Genomic DNA, 16556 nt, shown 5'->3' with positions numbered 1-16556 from the left:
CGTGCCGTGCCGTGCCGCAGACGATCACCGGAAGGGGGCCCTCCGGCCCTCCCGTCAGGGTCAACTACGATCGGGCTCGTGCTCAGCCTCACCGGACTCCCCCTCCAGATCGCCGCCTCGGTCGTCGCGGTCCTCGTCTTCGCCGCCACCATGTGGCTCTGGCCGCGGTTCGGCGGGAAGGGCTGGAAGGCCTGGGTGGGCCGGATCGGCGCCTTCCTGGCGACCCAGGTGGCGGTGCTGGTCGCGATGGGTCTGATCGCCAACAGCTACTTCGGCTTCTACAGCTCCTGGACCGACCTGCTCGGCACCAGCGGAAAGCTCGGCACCGTGGTCGACCACTCACCGAACGCCTCCGGCGTGGCCGTCACCGGCCAGCAGAACTTCTACTCGGCGCAGGGCTCCGAGCCCGAGCGCTCCGGGCTGATCCAGAAGGTCGACGTCAAAGGAGCCGGCAGCGGCCTGACCACCGAGGCGTACGTCTACCTGCCGCCGCAGTACTTCCAGCCGGACTACGCCAAGCAGCGCTTCCCGATGGCGCTGGTGCTCACCGGCTACCCGGGCACCGCGGAGAAGCTGATCTCGCTGATGCAGTACCCGGCCTCCACCCTCGACGCGATCGAGCAGAAGAAGCTGCCGCCCACCATCCTGGTGATGACCCGCCCGACCCTGGTCGGCGACCGGGACACCGAGTGCGTCGACGTGCCGAACGGCCCCCAGGTGGAGACCTTCTTCACCACCGACCTGCCCAAGGCCCTCGCCACCACCTACCGGATCGGCACCGACCCGGCCAACCGGGCCGTGATCGGCAACTCCACCGGCGGCTACTGTGCGCTCAAGTTCGCACTGCGCAAGCCCGACTCCTACCCGGCCGCGATCGCGCTGTCCGGCTACTACAGCGCGGCGCACGACCCGACCACCGGCGACCTGTTCGGCGGCGACGACAAGCTGAAGCAGGAGAACGACCTGCTGTGGCGGCTGAAGAACCAGCCGCCCGCCCCCGTCTCGCTGCTGCTGACCACCGCGAACGACGAGAACAACTACGGGGAGACCCAGGCCATGGTCGGCGCCTTCAAGGCCCCCACCAAGATGTCGACCATCACCCTGGACACCGCCGGCCACAACTTCCACACCTGGACCCGGGAGATCCCCCCGGCCCTGGAGTGGCTGGGCAAGCACATCACCATGCCGCCCGCCGCGTGACCACCCGGTGAAGGCCGCCTGAAGCCGCGCCCCTCCAGGTGAAGCCCGTCTGAAACCCGCGCCCTTCCGGGTGGAACCGGGGCAGATCACACGCGTCTCACAGCCCCGTCTCACGGTTCTCTCAGCCGCGCCACGCACGGTATGGCGCATGACCACGAGCAGCTACTCCCCTCCGGCCGGCGACCCGTGGCCCGAGGCCGCGAACTACCCGCCGCCGGAGGTGCCGCAGCCGGACACCCGCCGGCCGGACCCGGCGCCGCTCTTCCCCGAGCAGCCCCTGCCGCCCGTCGGCCCGAAGGGCCCGGCCTCCTGGTCCGGACGGCTGCGCACCCTCCCGGCCCGCGCCTGGCGCGGCCGCCCGGACGACCCGCGCTGGGTGCGCCCGTCCCTGCTGGCGCTGATGGCCGCGACCGTCGTCCTCTACCTGTGGGGCCTGGGCGCCTCCGGGTGGGCCAACGCCTTCTACTCGGCCGCCGTCCAGGCCGGCAGCCAGAGTTGGAAGGCCTTCTTCTTCGGCTCCTCCGACGCCGCCAACTTCATCACCGTCGACAAGCCCCCGGCGTCGCTGTGGCCGATGGCGCTGTCGGTGCGGATCTTCGGCCTCTCCTCGTGGTCGATCCTGGCCCCGCAGGCGCTGATGGGCGCCGCCACCGTCGGCGTGCTGTACGCCACGGTGCGCCGCCGCTTCTCCCCGCTGGGCGGCCTGCTGGCCGGCGCCGCGCTGGCGCTCACCCCGGTCGCGACGCTGATGTTCCGCTTCAACAACCCGGACGCGCTGCTGGTGCTGCTGCTCACCCTGGCCGCGTACGGGATGGTGCGGGCGGTCGAGACGGCGAGCACCCGGTGGCTGCTGTTCACCGGGGCGATGTTCGGCTTCGCGTTCCTCACCAAGACCCTGGCGGCGTTCCTGATCCTGCCCGCCTTCGCGGTGATCTACCTGGTCGTGGCCCCGACCGGCTTCTGGCGGCGGCTGCGGCAGACCCTGTTCGCGGGCCTGGCCCTGGTGGTCTCCGCCGGCTGGTGGGTGGCGATCGTCCAGCTGCTGCCCGCCTCGGCCCGCCCGTACGTCGGCGGCTCGCAGGACGACAGCTTCCTGTCGCTGACCTTCGGCTACAACGGCCTGGGCCGGGTCGACGGCAACGAGCGCGGCAGCGTGGGCGGCGGCGGACACCTCCCGGCCGGGCTCGACCTGCCGGCCGGCGCGACGCACAACCGGGGCTGGGGCCAGACCGGCATCACCCGGCTGTTCGGCAGCGACATCGGCGGGCAGATCGCCTGGCTGATGCCGGCCGCGCTGATCCTGCTGGTGGTCGGCCTGTGGGCGACCCGCCGCTACGCCCGTCCGGACACCGCCCGCGCGGCGTTCCTGGTCTGGGGCGGCTGGCTGATCTCCACCGCGCTGATCTTCAGCTTCATGTCCGGAATCTTCCACCAGTACTACACGGTGGCGCTCGCCCCCGCGGTCGCGGCGCTGGTCGGCATGGGCGTGGACGGGCTGTGGCGGGCGCGGCACCGGCTGCCGCACGCGCTGCTGCTGGCGGGCGTGCTCGCGGTGACGGCGGTGTGGGCCTTCGTCCTGCTCGGGCGCAGCTCCGACTTCCTTCCCTGGCTGCGCTGGGCGGTGCTGGTCGGCGGGCTGGCCGCGGCCGCCGCGCTGGTGGCCGGGCAGTTCGCCGGGAAGGTCGACGGACGGATGGGCGCGCGGATCGCCTCGGTGGCGGGCCTGCTGGGCCTGGCGGCGGCGCTCGGCGGTCCGGCGGCGTACGCGGTGGACACCGTGGGCACCGCGCACAACGGCTCGATCATCACCGCCGGGCCGTCCGTGAAGGGCGCGTCCGGGCCGGGGTCGTTCGGGCGCAAGGGCGGCAAGGGCGCGATGGGCAACGGCCGGATGTTCGGCCAGGGCGGTCAGAACGGCCAGGGCAGTCAGGGCGGCTGGGGTGGTCAGAACGGCCAGGGCGGCTTCCCCGGCGGCCAGGGCGGCTTCCCGGGCGGCCAGGGTGGCCAGGGCGGCCGTGGCACCCACGGCCAGGGTGGCTTCCCCGGCGGCGACACCGCCCCCGGCGGCCGCCACGAGCGCGGTGCCGGCGGCACCGGCGGCGCCACGGGCTTCCCGGGCGGCGGCTTCCCCGGCGCCCAGGACCCCGAGGGCATGGGCGGCCCCGGCGGCTTCGGCGGCTTCGGCGGCGGCATGGGCGGTCTGCTCGGCGGCACCAAGGTCAGCGACGAGGCCGCGGCCCTGGTCTCGCAGGACGCCGACCACTACACCTGGGCGGCCGCCACCACCGGTTCGCAGAACGCCGCGAGCTACCAACTCGCCACCGGCAAGCCGGTGATGGCGCTCGGCGGCTTCAACGGGACGGACCCCTCGCTCAGCCTGGCCGGCTTCCAGAAGTACGTCCAGGAGGGCAAGGTGCACTGGTTCATCGGCGGCGGCTCCCACCGCGGCTTCGGCGGCGCGGGCGGCGAGGGCGACGAGGGCGGTCAGCAGACCGAGTCCGCCCAGATCGAGGCCTGGGTGACCAGCCACTTCACCGCCAAGACGGTCGGCGGCGCCACCTTCTACGACCTGACGGCTCCGAAGTCCTGATCCCGGACCCGCCCGGAGGGGGCGTACCGCGTTCGCGCGGTACGCCCCCTCCTTGTCTGCGCCGCCGGAGTCCGTGCGGCCGGAGTCGTCAGTCGGACGGGCAGCGCGTCCCGGCCGCCGGCATCCGGCCGTCCACCAGGAACGCGGTGACGGCGTCGCGCACGCACCCGCTCCTGCCGTATGCCATGTGCCCGTCCCCGTCCCGGGTGAGCAGCACGGCGTTCGGCAGCCCGGCCGCCATCCGCTGTGCCCACGGGTAGGGGGTGACCGGGTCGCCGGTGGAGCCGACCACCAGGATCGGGGCACTGCCGGGCGCGGTCACGGTGTGCGGCTGCTCGGGCGAACGGTACGGCCAGGGGCGGCAGTCCGGGAGGAACAGGGTGGCCCCGGGGTCGTGCCGGGTGGTCAGCGGGGCCTTGGTGGCGAGGTCGGCGAGGGCCGCGTCCAGCTGCCGGCCGGTGGGCGCCATCGGGGCGTCCGCGCAGTGGATGGCCGCGAAGGCGTCCGCCGCGGTCTCGTAACGCCCCTCCTCCGTACGGCCGTTGGCGCCGTCGGCGAGCTTGATCAGCTCCTCGGCGTGGCCGTGGGCGACGGCCGGTTCGAGGGCGCCGCGCAGCCGCTGCCAGGAGCCCCTGCCGTCGCTGAGCGCGTCGAGGACGCCGGCCCAGCCGAGCGCGGCGGTGACGGTGCGGCCGTCGGGGACGCGCAGCGGGTGGGCCTTGAGGCCGTCGAGGAAGTCCGCGAGCCGGTTCGGGGCGGTGGCCGGGTCGCTGCCGAGCGGGCAGGGATCGGCACCGGTGGCGCAGTCGGCGGCGAAGGCTCGGAACTCGGCCTCCATGGCGACGGCCTGTTCGCCGTTCAGGTGGATCAGGTCGGTGCTGCGCTCGACGGCTCCGTCCAGGACGAGCCGGCCGGTGCGGTCGGGGAACTCCTCGGCGTAGAGGGCGCCGAGGTAGGTGCCGTAGGAGAGGCCGAGGAAGTCGAGCCTGCGCTCGCCGAGGGCGCCGCGCAGCACGTCCATGTCACGGGCGCTGTCGCGGGTGCCGAGGTGCGGCAGCAGGTCGGCGTGCCGGGCCCGGCAGGCGTCGGCGAGGATCCGGCCGTGGTCGTAGGCCGGGTCGTCGGTGCTGGTCCACTCCGCGCGGGTGCGGTCGTCCAGGCAGTGCACGGGGATGGTGCCGCCGGCGCCGCGCGGGTCGAAGCCGACCAGGTCGTAGTGGTCGTGCAGCGGGCCGAAGCCCTTCCAGCCCCAGCGGGCCGTGTTGACGCCGGAGTTTCCGGGCCCGCCGGGGTTGAGCAGGAGGGAGCCGATCCGCTCACCGGGGTCGGCGGCGGGTACCTTGGCGAGGGCGACCTCGATGGTGCGGCCGCCGGGGTCGGCGTAGTCCAGCGGGACCTTGAGGGTGGCGCACTGCACGACGGGCTCGTCCTGGCCGCCGTCGCCCTGGTCGGGGCAGGGTGTCCAGTTGATCCACTGGTCGTAGAACCCCTTGAGGGCCGGGGAGGCGGCGGCGACCCGCTCGGCGAGCGGCGGGCGGGTCGCCGGAGCGACCGTCGCCTGCCGACCGCCCGGGCCGGTGCAGCCGGCCGGCAGGGCGAGCAGGAGGGCGGCGAGCGCGGGCAGGGCGCGCCGCGGGAGGCGGGGGGTGGTGAACCGTTGGCAGCTGAGAGTTGTTGAGTGATCTTTGGTGCTCATGAGTGGCTTCGTCGTTTTCTGCTGAAGTGTTGTCGAGAAGGTTCCGCTTCTCCTGTTTCCGGCTGTTGGTGCTGCTGGGTATGCCAGCATGTCCGTGGTCGAAGGATTCGTGAGGACGGAGGGGCCGGGGGTGGCGGTGTTGCGGCAGATCGCTCGGCCGTTCGTTGCCGACGCCGCATCGGGCGTGTGCATACGGGACCGGCTCAAGGGCCTCGCCGCCGAGGACGACGCGGTGCTGCGTCTGGTCGGCGGACACCTCGGTTCTCTCGCCTCGCGGGATCTGGCCCGGCGCGTCGCCGACGCTCTGGAGCATTCCGCCCAGACATGGGCTGTCCGTAAGCGGGGCCTCACGGCGGAGTCGTCGTCGCGCTGGGCCGGGTCCATCACGAAGGCCACGCATGACCAGTGGGGCCTGTCGCGCCGCGCACAATGGCGGCACCTGCGGGGGCTGGAGGCGGGGATCGCCGTGATCCGCCACCGCCTCGCCCTGCCGATCGGCGCGAAGGGCGGCAAGCGGCAGCCCGGCGGGTACCACTCGCGCCGGGAGTGGCACGCCAAGTCCCGGCGCCTGGCGCACCTGGAGCGCGAGTACGCGCGAGTGACGGCCGACCACGAGGCCGGCCGGGTGACAGTGGTGCGCGGCGGCCGCAAACTCCTCAATACCCGCCACAACCTGGATACGGCGGGGAAGTCGCAGGAGCAGTGGCGTGGGGAGTGGGAAGCCGCCCGCTGGTTCCTCGCCGCTGACGGCGAGTCCGGCAAACGGTACGGGAACGAGACGATCCGCGTCACTGCCGACGGGCACGTGTCGATCAGACTTCCGGCTCCCCTGGCCGAACACGCGAACGCCGGGCACGGCCGGTACGTCCTCGCGGCGAAGGTCACGTTTCCGCACCGGGGCGAGGAGTGGCGCGACCGCATCGAAGCGAACCGGGCCGTCGCCTACCGCATCCACCTCGACACCACGTCCGGGCGCTGGTACCTCGACGCCTCGTGGACCCGCAAACACCTCCCCGTCATCCCGCTCGACACCCTTCGCGCCCATGGTGTCATCGGAGTGGACACCAACACCGACCACCTCGCCGCCTGGCACCTGGACGCCCACGGCAACCCGATGGGCGCACCCCGCCGCTTCGACTACGACCTGACCGGGTCGGCCGACCACCGCGACGCCCAGCTGCGCCACGCGCTCACCCGTCTCCTGCACTGGGCGCGGGCCACGGGCGTGCAGGCCATCGCCATCGAAGATCTCGATTTCACCGACTCCAGGACCCGGGAGAAACACGGCCGCAAGAAGCGGTTCCGGCAGCTGATCTCCGGCATCCCGACCGGCAAGCTCCGCGCGCGCCTGCTGTCGATGTGCGCGGAAGCCGGTATCGGCGTGATCGCGATCGATCCCGCATACACCAGCATGTGGGGCGCTGAGCACTGGCAAGAGCCCCTCACCACCACGAACCGCAAGACCAGCCGACACGCCGCCGCTTCGGTGGCCATCGGCAGACGCGCCCTCGGGCACCGGATCAGGCGACGGAAGGCACCGCCCTGCCAGCACCAGAGCGATGCTGGCAGGCATCGGACCTTCCAGGCCGGACCCGGCACCCGGGGGAGTGAGGGAAACCGCCCCCGTGTACCCGGACCACGGACACGATCCGATGGGACCGGACTCGGCAGGAACGCGGTGGACCAGAACGCCCAAGACCGTCCGGGGCGTTCGGCTGAGCATGGGTTCTGGCAACAGGACTCACTCCCGCTCAGTCCTTAGGAACGGTCATCGGGGCCACCGCCCACGAATACCACCCACCCCCCTCCCGGGGCACATCGCACCCGTCCCACGCCCGGCCGGGGGATCTCCCGGCCCCGTCGAATCTCACGCGGCGTCGAAGCCCACGCGCCGTCGGCGGTCAGCCGCCGATGGCGGACATCGGGCGCTCCGGCCGGACGAACCCGGCGCTGTTGACGGCGTGTCCGGGGCCCTTGCCGGCGATGGAGGCCCGCCAGGCCGCCTCGATGCGGTCGTCGTCCGCCCCGCCGCGCAGCAGGGCACGCAGGTCGGACTCCTCGGTGGCGAACAGGCAGTTGCGCAGCTGCCCGTCGGCGGTCAGCCGGACCCGGTCGCAGCCGCCGCAGAACGGGCGGGTGACGGAGGCGATCACCCCGACCACCGCCTGCGTCCCGGCGATCCGCCACTCCTCCGCCGGGGCGTTGCCGTGCCGCCCGACGGGCACCAGGTCGAAGCGCTCGCCGAGCCGGGCCAGGATCTCGTCCGCCGTCACCATCGCGTCGCGCTCCCAAGCGCCTTGCGCGTCCAGCGGCATGGACTCGATGAAGCGCATCCGGTAGCCGTGCCCGACGGCGAACTCGACCAGCGGGACGATCTCGTCCTCGTTCACCCCGCGCACCGGCACGGCATTGATCTTCACCGGGTCCAGCCCGGCGGCCTTCGCGGCCGCCAGCCCCGCGAACACGTCGTCGATCCGGTCCCGCCGGGTGAGCGCCGCGAAGCGTTCGGGCCGCAGCGTGTCCAGGCTGACGTTCACCCGCCGCAGCCCCGCCTCCCGCAGCTGGGCGGCCGTCCGGGCCAGGCCGATCCCGTTGGTCGTCAGCGACAGCTCCACCCCCAGCGCCGCCAGCCGCCCGACCAGCCCCACCAGCCCCCGGCGCAGCAGCGGCTCGCCGCCGGTCAGCCGGACCGAGCGCACCCCCAGCCGCTCCACGGCGATCCGCACCAGCCGCACCACCTCGCCGTCCCCCAGTACCGAGTCCCGGGCGAGCCAGTCCAGCCCCTCCGCCGGCATGCAGTAGGTGCAGCGCAGGTTGCAGCGGTCGGTCAGCGAGACCCGCAGGTCGGTGTGGACCCGGCCGAAGCGGTCCACCAGCGGGCGCCGCGGCTCGGTGTGCGGTGCGGTGTTCATCGACCCAGTACAGAGGGCGGGCGGCCCGCGGGGCCAGCGGCCGAACCGCCGGGGACCGCCGCCCACCTGCGCCTTCGCCTTGTGGATTCGTACAACCACGGGGGTGCTGCGCGACCTCGCCCCCACCGGGCAGGCTGGGCCCATGCAGAACACGGCAGCCGGCGTCCCGGCCCTCGTCCTCGCCGCCGGGGGCGGTCGCCGGCTCGGCGGGCGGCCCAAGGCGCTGATCCGGTACGCGGGCCGGCCGCTGGTCGAGCACGCGGTGGCCACCGTACGGGCCGGCGGCTGCCCGGACGTGACGGTGGTGCTCGGCGCGGACGCCGAACGGGTACGGGCCACCGCGCACCTGCCGGGCTGCCGGCTGGTGGCCAACCCGGACTGGGCGCAGGGCATGGGCTCCTCGCTGCGGGCCGGGCTGGCCGCCCTGCCGCCCGGGGCCCCGGCGGTGCTGGTGATGCTGGTGGACACCCCGGGCGTCACCCCGGCCGCGGTGGCCCGACTGCTGGCCGCGCACCGGGCGGGCGCCGAACTGGCCGCGGCGGCCTACGAAGGGCGGCGCGGGCACCCGGTGCTGATCGGCGCCCGGCACTTCGCCGAGGCCGCCGCGGGCGCCCGCGGCGACGCCGGGGCCCGCGCCCTGCTGGCGGCGCACGCCGGGGAACTCGCCCTGGTCGAGTGCGCGGACGTGGCCGTCCCGGACGACCTGGACACCCCCGCCGACCTGGAACGCTGGTCCGCGCGCTGAGCATCCTCCGCGCGCCGACCGCGCATCCTCCCTGCGAAGGGTGTCGGCATCGCCCCCGCCGGGCACCATTCCCTGATCCGTCCCTGAGGATTGCCCCATTCCGCGCCCAGAACCGGGCGTTTCGGGGAGCATGGGAACCGTCCCACCCACCCGACACCGACGGACGGAGCCCGCGATGGCCGGACTGCCCGACGACTTCACCGGACACGACCCCGCGCGGCCAGGGCCGGCGACAGGCGGTGGCACCCGGGCGATCCGCTGCCCCGCCTGCCGCCGCGAGCACCTGTACGAGCCGCCGTCGCTGCCGTGCCCGTGCGGCGCCTCGCTGAAGGTGCCGCTGCTGCGCGGCGGGGTGCCGGTGCAGGTGCGGTTCCGTTCCTGGGAGGACTCCTGGCTGAGCATGCGCTGCCCGCACTGCGGCCGCTCCGACCAGTGGCCGCAGCCCGAGTTCACCTGCAACTGCGGCGCCACCGTCCGGCTCCCGGTGGACCGCGCCACCCGGCTGGGCAGCGGAACGGCCGGTCCGCTCGCCACCCCCGGCCCTCAGTCCTCCCGGCCGTACCCGGCCCACCCGATGAGCGCCCCGGTGCCGGCCCCGCCCGCGCCGCCCGGTGGCTCCGCCGGGCGCCCCCGCCCGTTCCGCCACCGCGCGCCGTTCCGCCCGCACCCGGTGCGCACCTCGCAGGACGCGGTGTTCACCGCCGCCCGCTACCTGGAGTGGCTGGGCTTCGACGACCTGGAGCTGACCGAGGCCCAGGAGCGCGACGGGGTCACCCTGCTGGGCAGCCGGATGGTCGCCCAGGTGGACACCTGGACCGAGCCGGCCGACGTGAAGTCGGTCGAGTGCCTGTGGCTGCAGACCCTGCACGCCGAGGAGATGGCCGCCGCCATGTTCACCCTGGCCGGTTACTCACACCAGGCCACCGTGCGCGGCGAACAGCTGCTGGTCGCGCTGTTCAGCCTGGACCTGGCCGGCGTTCCGCAACCCGCCAACGGCGCCGCCGAGGCCCTGATGGAGACCGGCTGGACCTCCTGACCACCCGCCGACCGGGCGCTGACCACCCGCCGACCAAGCACTGACCGAGCGCCGACCGATCGATCCCCACTAGATCATTTCCCCGCCGAAAGCAACAACCTGCGCTCGTGATCTGGTGCACAAGCTCACCCCCGTGTTGAATTGCCGCCACAGCGTGGGCCTTTCGCCCTGCCGTCACCATGCGAACGGACCGTGGCGGCCGGGCCTCAGGGCAGGTCCGCGCCCATGCCGGATGGCGCACACAAGGAGGTGGCGTTGTCGGAGCACGGATGGGGCCCGGGCGATCCGCACGGGCGGGGGCGGGGGCGGGCGGCAGCGGAGGAGCCGGGCGACACCGTGTGGCGGCTGCGCTCCCGGGGGTGCTGGCAGGAGGCCGCCGAACTGCTGCGCCCGGCCGCCGAAAACGACCCCACGGCCGCCCTCGCACGGGCTGAACTCCTCATCGAGCAGTGTCTGTTCACCGCCGCGCACTGGACCCAGGCGGAACAGGCCCTACGACTGGCCGAGGCCCTGGCGGAGGGCACCGAGCAACGCGCGGCCGCCGCCTGCGCCCGCGGCTTCCTGGCGTACCTGGCGAGCGTGCTCGGCCCGCGCGACCGGCTCGACGAGGCGCAGGCCGCACTCGGCCGCACCTCGGCCCTGCTGCCGCCGGACGCACCGGGCCGTCCGCTGCTGGACTTCCGGCGCGGACTGGTCGCCGAGAACCTGCTGGGCGACCGCAGCGCCGCCTGGATCGCCTACCGCCGGGCGCACGAGGGCGCGGGCGAGCGCGGCGACGAACTGCTGCGCTCCTACACCTGGCGGCACCTGGCCTCGCTGGCGCTCGCGCGCGGGGACCGCGGCAACGCCCGGGAGGGCTTCGACGCCTCGCTGCGGCTGCGCGAGCAACTCGGCTTCACCGTGGGGGTCGCGCCGGCGCTCGCGGCACTCGCCGAGGTGTCCGAGCCCGCCGAGGCCGCGCGGCTGCGCGCCGAGGCCGCCCGGCTGGTGCACGCCCTCGGCGGGGTGCCGGTCTGGCTCGCGCGGCAGCTGTCCGCCACGCCCCCGGCCTCCGCCCGTGCGCCGGGGCCTCCGCCCGTGCGCCGGGGCCTCCCCCCGGACGGACGCATCGCCAGTGAGACCCCGGGAACAATCAGCTAAGGTGAGCCTAACCTGTCCGGGGTGAGCAGTGCCCCGGACGGGTCGCCTTGCCGTTCCCCGGGCACCGCCGTGCCCCGGTCCGGCCGGGCCCGGCCGCCGTGACGACCGGGCACCGCCGGGCGGTCCACCGGCGGCCCCGGTCGACCCGATGGGGCCCGCCCATGACCGCGAGCAGCACCCGGCCCGGCCCCGCGCCGCGCGCCCCCCGCACCACCGAGGCGCACGTCCACCGCCCCGCGCCGGCCTCCCCCGCCCCCTGCGCGCCGTCGTACCACCGACTGGCCGTGCTCACCCCGGTCGTGAGCGTGCGCTGCGCCCCGCCCCGGCGCGGCGACGGCTGGCTGACCGTCGCCGACCTGGCAGCGGACCCCGGGGCGGTGCGCGAGCTGGTCGCCCACGACGCCCGACAGGGCCTCGCCCGCTACCGACGGCCGCTGCGCCCGGACGTGGCGGCCGGCTTCGGACTGCACCGCTTCGTCTGGCCGGTCTCGCTGCTGTTCACCGTGCCGTGGTTCCTGGAGCGGCGCGTGCCGCTGCTCGGCCCGGCGGACGTCTCGGTGCGCCGGGGCCCGGGCTCGGTCGAGCTGACGGTCCGCCCGGAGTCCTTCGCCTGCCTGCCGGACGACCCGGCGGTCGGCGCGCCGCAGGCCCGTACGGCACCGAACGAGCCCGCGCTGGCCGCCGAACTGCTCGGCGCGCTGGGTGAGTTCCTCGCGCCGGTGCTCGCCGCTTTCGGTCCGGAGGTGCGGCGCGGGCCCCGGGTGCTGTGGGCGATGGCCACCGACGCGGTGGTGGAGGGGCTCGGGTACGCGGGCGGGCTGCTCGGCGAGCAGGAGCGGGCGCGCGCCGAACTGACCGCGCTGCTCGCCCCCGGGGAGCCCGCCGCGTGCGCGCCCGGCGCGGGCCGGTGCCCCGCTCCCGCCCCGGCCCCCTTCACCCCGGGCGCCGGTTTCGCGGACCCGGCGCCCGGCCGCCCCGGCGCTCCCGATGGCCCGGCGGAGGGCTCGGTCGGTGCTTCGGACACCGACCGAGCCCGGGCCAGCTGCTGCCTCGTGTACACCGTGGAACCCGAGGACATGTGCGGCGGCTGCCCCCGGATCCGGCGGCGCCGAGCCGCACCGCCGCCCGTCACGCCGGGTTGACGGAAATCCGTCCGATTTCGAATCCGAAAAGCCCGCCATTTCGGGAACAATCCGCATCACATTGATACGACAATGCGCTTTTCGCCGGATCAGAAATCCCTCTCCTCAGCGCATTGACTGCGAATCAGCCGTTCCCCGGCCGAGCATCCGCCATGATGGTCCCCGCCATCACGACACAGGAACGCGACGCAGGAAAGCGAGGCTGGTTCCGGCGATGAAATTGTCCGACATACCGCTCGGTTGGGCCGTCACCGGGGTTGCTGGGCTACTAGTCAGCGCGCTCCTGGTGGCCCTGGCCCGGAGCCGGGGATCCGCTCCCGCCGCCGGCGCGGATTCCTGGGAGCGTTCCGAGGAACGGCGCCGCCACAAGGAATCCCTGTACGGCGCGGCCTCGTACACGCTGCTGTTCTGCTGCGCCGGCGTCGCCGCCGCGCTGTCCTTCCACGGGCTGGTCGGCTTCGGCGTGCAGAACCTCGGTCTCTCCGGCGGCTGGGAGTACCTCGTCCCGTTCGGGCTCGACGGCGCCGCGATGTTCTGCTCGGTGCTGGCCGTGCGCGAGGCCAGCCACGGCGACGCCGCACTCGGCTCCCGGCTGCTGGTCTGGCTGTTCGCCGGCGCCTCGGCCTGGTTCAACTGGGTGCACGCCCCCCGCGGCTTCGGCCACGCCGGCGCCCCGCAGTTCTTCTCCGGCATGTCGCTGTCCGCGGCAGTCCTGTTCGACCGGGCGCTCAAGCAGACCCGCCGGGCCGCGCTGCGCGAACAGGGCCTGGTGCCCCGCCCGTTGCCGCAGATCCGCATCGTCCGCTGGCTGCGCGCCCCGCGCGAGACCTACGCGGCCTGGTCGCTGATGCTGCTGGAGGGCGTGCGCAGCCTGGACGAGGCGGTGGACGAGGTCCGCGAGGACAAGCGGGAACGCGCCCTGGACAAGGAACGCCGCAAGCTGGCGGGCCGCCGCGAGCGGGCCGAGATCCGGGCGATCAACCGCAGCAGCGGCCACTGGCGCGGACGCGGCGGCGCCGCACCGCAGTTGGAGTCCGGCTCGGAGCCCGCCATAGCCGGCGGGCCCGGGGCGGAGCGGCCGGAGCCCGCCATAGCCGCCGGGCCCCGCGGGGACGGGCCACGCGAGGTCGGCGCGGCCGAGGGCACCGTCGTCCAGCCGGGCCTGCCGGCCCGTCCGGAGCGGCGCACCATCGACCTCACCGCGGACGAGGACACCGTCACCCTGCCGCGGCTGGACTCGCTGGAGCGCAAGCTCAAGGACCTGGAGCAGCAGTTCGGCTGACGGTGGCCCGACTGACGCCGGCCGGGCCGAACAGCGGTCGCGCCGACGGCGGTTCGGCTGAGCACCTCCACCGGGGCCAGGACCGGACGCCGGGCGTCAGGACGACCGCCGCACCGGCACCGAGGAGTCGGCCCGCGCCCGGCGGCAGGGGGACGGGGATCGCGTCCCGGTCGTGGTCGAGGGGGCCCGGGGGGCGGCGGCCCGGGGGGCGCGCGCGGGGCGGGCCGGCGGGCGGGAGGGGGCTTGGGCCCCCCGCCCCCGGGCCGGCGCCCCGCCCCGGGGGCCTGGGGCCGGGGGACCGCGCCCGGGTGGGGGCCGCGCGCCCGGCCCCCCCCCCCGCCCGGGTCCCGGTCGGCGATCGCGCCGGGCAGCTCGGAGTTCCAGGCCGCCCAGATCCGCAGCTCGCCCTCGGGATCTACGCCGCGCTCGCCCCGCTGAGTTCGAACCACATCCGCTTGCCGGAGCCGCGCGGCTCCACGCCCCAGGCGTCCGCCAGCGCCTCGACCAGCATCAGGCCGCGCCCGGAGGAGGCCTGCTCCCCCGGCGTGCGGCGGGTGGGCCACAGGTCGGACTCGTCCTCCACCTCGACCCGCAGCCGGGCCCGGCCGCCGTCCGAGGCCGACTCGCGGTAGAGCCGGGCGGTGAACATGGCGTCCCGGTCGGTGTGCCGGATGGCGTTGGTGACCAGCTCGGAGGAGAGCAGCTCGGCGGTGTCGATGAACTCGGCGACACCCCAGCGGCGCAGCGCGTCGCGCAGTTCGGCGCGGACCTCGGCGATCCGCGCCAGGTCGGCCTGGCCGATCCGGCGGCGCAGCTGCTGGGTGGTGAGCCCGCCCGCCGGGCCGTCCCAGCGCAGGAGCAGCAGCGCTATGTCGTCCTCGCGCTCGCTGGAGTCGGCGGCCTGGGAGGCGATCCGGTCGGCCAGGTCCTCCAGCGGGTCGCGCACCGCCTCCTCGGGGGCCGGCAGCGGACGGGCGAGCGCACGGGTGAGCCGGCCGATGCCCTCGTCCAGGTCCATGCCGCGCGCCTCGACCAGGCCGTCGGTGCACAGCAGCACGGTCTCGCCCGGGTCCAGGCTGAACCGGGTGACCCGGTACTCCTGGTCCGGGTCGATGCCCAGCGGCAGCCCGCCGGCCACCGGCACGGCGGCGGCGGTGCCGTCCGCGCGGCGCACCACCGGGTCGAGGTGGCCGGCCCGCACCGCGTAGACCACGCCGTAGTCCACGTTGACCTCGGCGTAGGTGCAGGTCGCGAAGTGGTCGGTGTCCAGGTCGGCGAGGAAGCGGGAGGCGCGGGCCATCACCGCGGCGGGCGGGTGGCCCTCGGCGGCGTAGGCGCGCAGCGCGATCCGCAGCTGGCCCATGATGCCCGCGGCGTGCACGTCGTGGCCCTGGACGTCGCCGATCACCAGGCCGACGTGCCCGCCGGGCAGCGGCACCACGTCGTACCAGTCGCCGCCGATCTGCAGGCCGGAGCCGGCCGCGAGGTAGCGCACGGCGGTGGTCACGCCGGGGATGGAGGGGACGGTGCGCGGCAGCATCACCCGCTGCAGGCTCGCCGCCAGCTCGTGCTCGGCGTCGTGCAGCCGGGCCCGGGCCAGCGACTGGGCGACCAGCCCGCCCAGGGTGGTCAGCAGGGTCCGCTCGTCGGCGTCCAGTTCGCGCTCGTCGTCGAAGCTGACCACGCAGACGCCGATCGCCCGGCCGCTGGCCACCAGCGGCAGGTAGGCCCAGGAGCCGCGGCCGGTGCGGCTGGTCTGCTCCCAGACGTCGGCGTGGCGCTCGCGGAACTCCTGGCGGTTGGAGACGAAGACCGGGGCGCGGTGCTTCAGCGCCTCGGCGGCCGGGTGGCCGGGCGGCAGCACGGCGCGGTCCCAGACCGCGAGCGCCTCGGCGCGGTAGCCGGAGGCGCCGAGGATCTGCGCCCGGCCGGCCTCGAAGGAGGCGAGCACCAGGCCGTCCGGCGGCAGTCCGGGCAGCGGCAGCTCGGTGAAGACCCGGGCCACGTCCCGGACGGTGACGGCCTCGGACAGGGCGCGGGCGGCCTCCTTGATGAAGCGGGAGCGCTCCTCGCGCAGCAGGGCGAGCCGGTCGGCGCGGTCGCGCTTGTGCAGTTCGACGGTGGCGTCCCAGACGAAGCCGACCATCCGGGAGGCGCGGCCGAAGGCGTCCGCGAGCACCCGGCCGCGGAAGCGCACCGCGCGCATGCTGCCGTTCGGCCCGACGGTGCGGTAGTAGGCGCCGCACTGGCCTAGTTCGGTCACGGCGCGCTCGACCCGGCGGCGCACCACGGGCGCGTCCTCGGGGTGCAGCAGGGACAGGAAGGAGGCGGCGGTGCGGTCGAAGCGGCCGCGCTCGACGTCGTCCAGGCCGATGATCGCGCAGGCGCGCTGGTCGCCCTCCAGGACGTCGCGGCGGATGTCCCAGTCGAAGGACCCGATGCCGTTGGCGGCCATCGCGGGCTCCAGCCAGTCCGGCATGGAGTCGGCCGTGGCGGGCGGCAGTCCGCCGGACAGCACGGGGGCCAGCCGTCCGGAGGCGAGTCCGGAGGGCGTGCGCAACGGGTTCCGACGGGAGGCCTGCGCGGGCGGGCGGGCGGCGGGCGGCGGCCCCACGGCGGACGCGCCGGGAGGAAGCGCCGGCCCCGGCGACTCGGGCTCAGTGGGCATGCTGCTCCTGCCGCTGCCGTGGCGGACCGCGCCGACCGTCCGGACGGGCCGCGTGGCGATGTGATGGGTCATGCTGGATCGGACGGTGCCGACGGACGGTGGTCAGTCGAGGTTCGGTCTCCCCGCTGCTTTCCCGCACGTGGAC

At 75.0% G+C, this 16556-nt stretch carries 11 protein-coding genes; 8 read left to right on the top strand and 3 right to left on the bottom strand.

Annotated elements, in window-relative coordinates; translation table 11 throughout:
* Positions 1 to 78 precede the first annotated feature (78 nt).
* The gene (locus ACIRYZ_RS06735; RefSeq protein ID WP_402940434.1) at positions 79 to 1200 is read left to right on the top strand and encodes an alpha/beta hydrolase; all 1122 of its coding nucleotides are present in this window, start codon (positions 79 to 81) and stop codon (positions 1198 to 1200) included.
* A gap of 148 nt (positions 1201 to 1348) precedes the next feature.
* On the top strand, positions 1349 to 3790 hold the full coding sequence (locus ACIRYZ_RS06730) for an ArnT family glycosyltransferase (protein WP_402940432.1): 2442 nt from the start codon (positions 1349 to 1351) through the stop codon (positions 3788 to 3790).
* An 88-nt stretch (positions 3791 to 3878) separates the two neighbouring features.
* Here ACIRYZ_RS06730 and ACIRYZ_RS06725 read toward each other — a convergent pair whose 3' ends face one another.
* Complete coding sequence (locus tag ACIRYZ_RS06725) at positions 3879 to 5486, bottom strand: alpha/beta hydrolase (RefSeq protein WP_402940429.1); 1608 nt, start codon at positions 5484 to 5486, stop codon at positions 3879 to 3881.
* Positions 5487 to 5622: 136 nt separating this feature from the next.
* Between ACIRYZ_RS06725 and ACIRYZ_RS06720 the strand changes: the two genes are divergently transcribed.
* Entirely contained in the window at positions 5623 to 7248 is a 1626-nt protein-coding gene (locus ACIRYZ_RS06720) for an IS200/IS605 family accessory protein TnpB-related protein (protein ID WP_402940570.1), read from the top strand.
* 139 nt (positions 7249 to 7387) lie between these two features.
* On the opposite strand, the gene moaA is transcribed toward ACIRYZ_RS06720, so the two are convergent.
* Positions 7388 to 8398 carry a GTP 3',8-cyclase MoaA gene (gene moaA, locus ACIRYZ_RS06715; protein WP_402940426.1) on the bottom strand — a complete coding sequence of 337 codons (1011 nt, stop codon included), beginning with the start codon at positions 8396 to 8398 and terminating at the stop codon, positions 7388 to 7390.
* Positions 8399 to 8540: 142 nt separating this feature from the next.
* Here moaA and ACIRYZ_RS06710 point away from each other — a divergent pair, with 142 nt between their 5' ends.
* The 5 genes from ACIRYZ_RS06710 (at position 8541) to ACIRYZ_RS06690 (ending at position 13743) form a co-directional block, all read left to right on the top strand.
* Entirely contained in the window at positions 8541 to 9143 is a 603-nt protein-coding gene (locus ACIRYZ_RS06710) for an NTP transferase domain-containing protein (RefSeq protein ID WP_402940424.1), read from the top strand.
* A 175-nt stretch (positions 9144 to 9318) separates the two neighbouring features.
* Complete coding sequence (locus ACIRYZ_RS06705) at positions 9319 to 10179, top strand: hypothetical protein (RefSeq protein WP_402940421.1); 861 nt, start codon at positions 9319 to 9321, stop codon at positions 10177 to 10179.
* A 225-nt stretch (positions 10180 to 10404) separates the two neighbouring features.
* Complete coding sequence (locus ACIRYZ_RS06700) at positions 10405 to 11319, top strand: hypothetical protein (RefSeq protein WP_402940418.1); 915 nt, start codon at positions 10405 to 10407, stop codon at positions 11317 to 11319.
* A gap of 161 nt (positions 11320 to 11480) precedes the next feature.
* Positions 11481 to 12461, top strand: coding sequence for a (2Fe-2S)-binding protein (locus ACIRYZ_RS06695; RefSeq protein ID WP_402940415.1), 981 nt, complete (start codon positions 11481 to 11483; stop codon positions 12459 to 12461).
* 214 nt (positions 12462 to 12675) lie between these two features.
* Positions 12676 to 13743, top strand: coding sequence for a DUF2637 domain-containing protein (locus tag ACIRYZ_RS06690; RefSeq protein WP_402940412.1), 1068 nt, complete (start codon positions 12676 to 12678; stop codon positions 13741 to 13743).
* Between the two features lie 415 nt (positions 13744 to 14158).
* On the opposite strand, the gene ACIRYZ_RS06685 is transcribed toward ACIRYZ_RS06690, so the two are convergent.
* Positions 14159 to 16411, bottom strand: coding sequence for a SpoIIE family protein phosphatase (locus tag ACIRYZ_RS06685; protein WP_402940410.1), 2253 nt, complete (start codon positions 16409 to 16411; stop codon positions 14159 to 14161).
* Between the last annotated feature and the right edge of the window lie 145 nt (positions 16412 to 16556).

Origin of the sequence: Kitasatospora sp. NPDC101155, assembly GCF_044768305.1 — a bacterium.
In the GTDB taxonomy this organism is placed as follows: Bacteria; Actinomycetota; Actinomycetes; order Streptomycetales; family Streptomycetaceae; genus Kitasatospora.
The sequence above is the reverse complement of the archived record's forward strand: the minus strand, read 5'-3'. Positions and strand labels throughout refer to the sequence as shown.

Excerpts from the sequence above, each read along its gene's own strand:
- ACIRYZ_RS06730 (WP_402940432.1), top strand. The coding sequence starts at position 1,349 with ATGACCACGAGCAGCTACTCCCCTCCGGCCGGCGACCCGTGGCCCGAG.
- ACIRYZ_RS06725 (WP_402940429.1), bottom strand. The coding sequence starts at position 5,486 with ATGAGCACCAAAGATCACTCAACAACTCTCAGCTGCCAACGGTTCACC.
- moaA (WP_402940426.1), bottom strand. The coding sequence starts at position 8,398 with ATGAACACCGCACCGCACACCGAGCCGCGGCGCCCGCTGGTGGACCGC.
- ACIRYZ_RS06710 (WP_402940424.1), top strand. The coding sequence starts at position 8,541 with ATGCAGAACACGGCAGCCGGCGTCCCGGCCCTCGTCCTCGCCGCCGGG.
- ACIRYZ_RS06705 (WP_402940421.1), top strand. The coding sequence starts at position 9,319 with ATGGCCGGACTGCCCGACGACTTCACCGGACACGACCCCGCGCGGCCA.
- ACIRYZ_RS06700 (WP_402940418.1), top strand. The coding sequence starts at position 10,405 with ATGCCGGATGGCGCACACAAGGAGGTGGCGTTGTCGGAGCACGGATGG.
- ACIRYZ_RS06695 (WP_402940415.1), top strand. The coding sequence starts at position 11,481 with ATGACCGCGAGCAGCACCCGGCCCGGCCCCGCGCCGCGCGCCCCCCGC.
- ACIRYZ_RS06690 (WP_402940412.1), top strand. The coding sequence starts at position 12,676 with ATGAAATTGTCCGACATACCGCTCGGTTGGGCCGTCACCGGGGTTGCT.
- ACIRYZ_RS06685 (WP_402940410.1), bottom strand. The coding sequence starts at position 16,411 with ATGCCCACTGAGCCCGAGTCGCCGGGGCCGGCGCTTCCTCCCGGCGCG.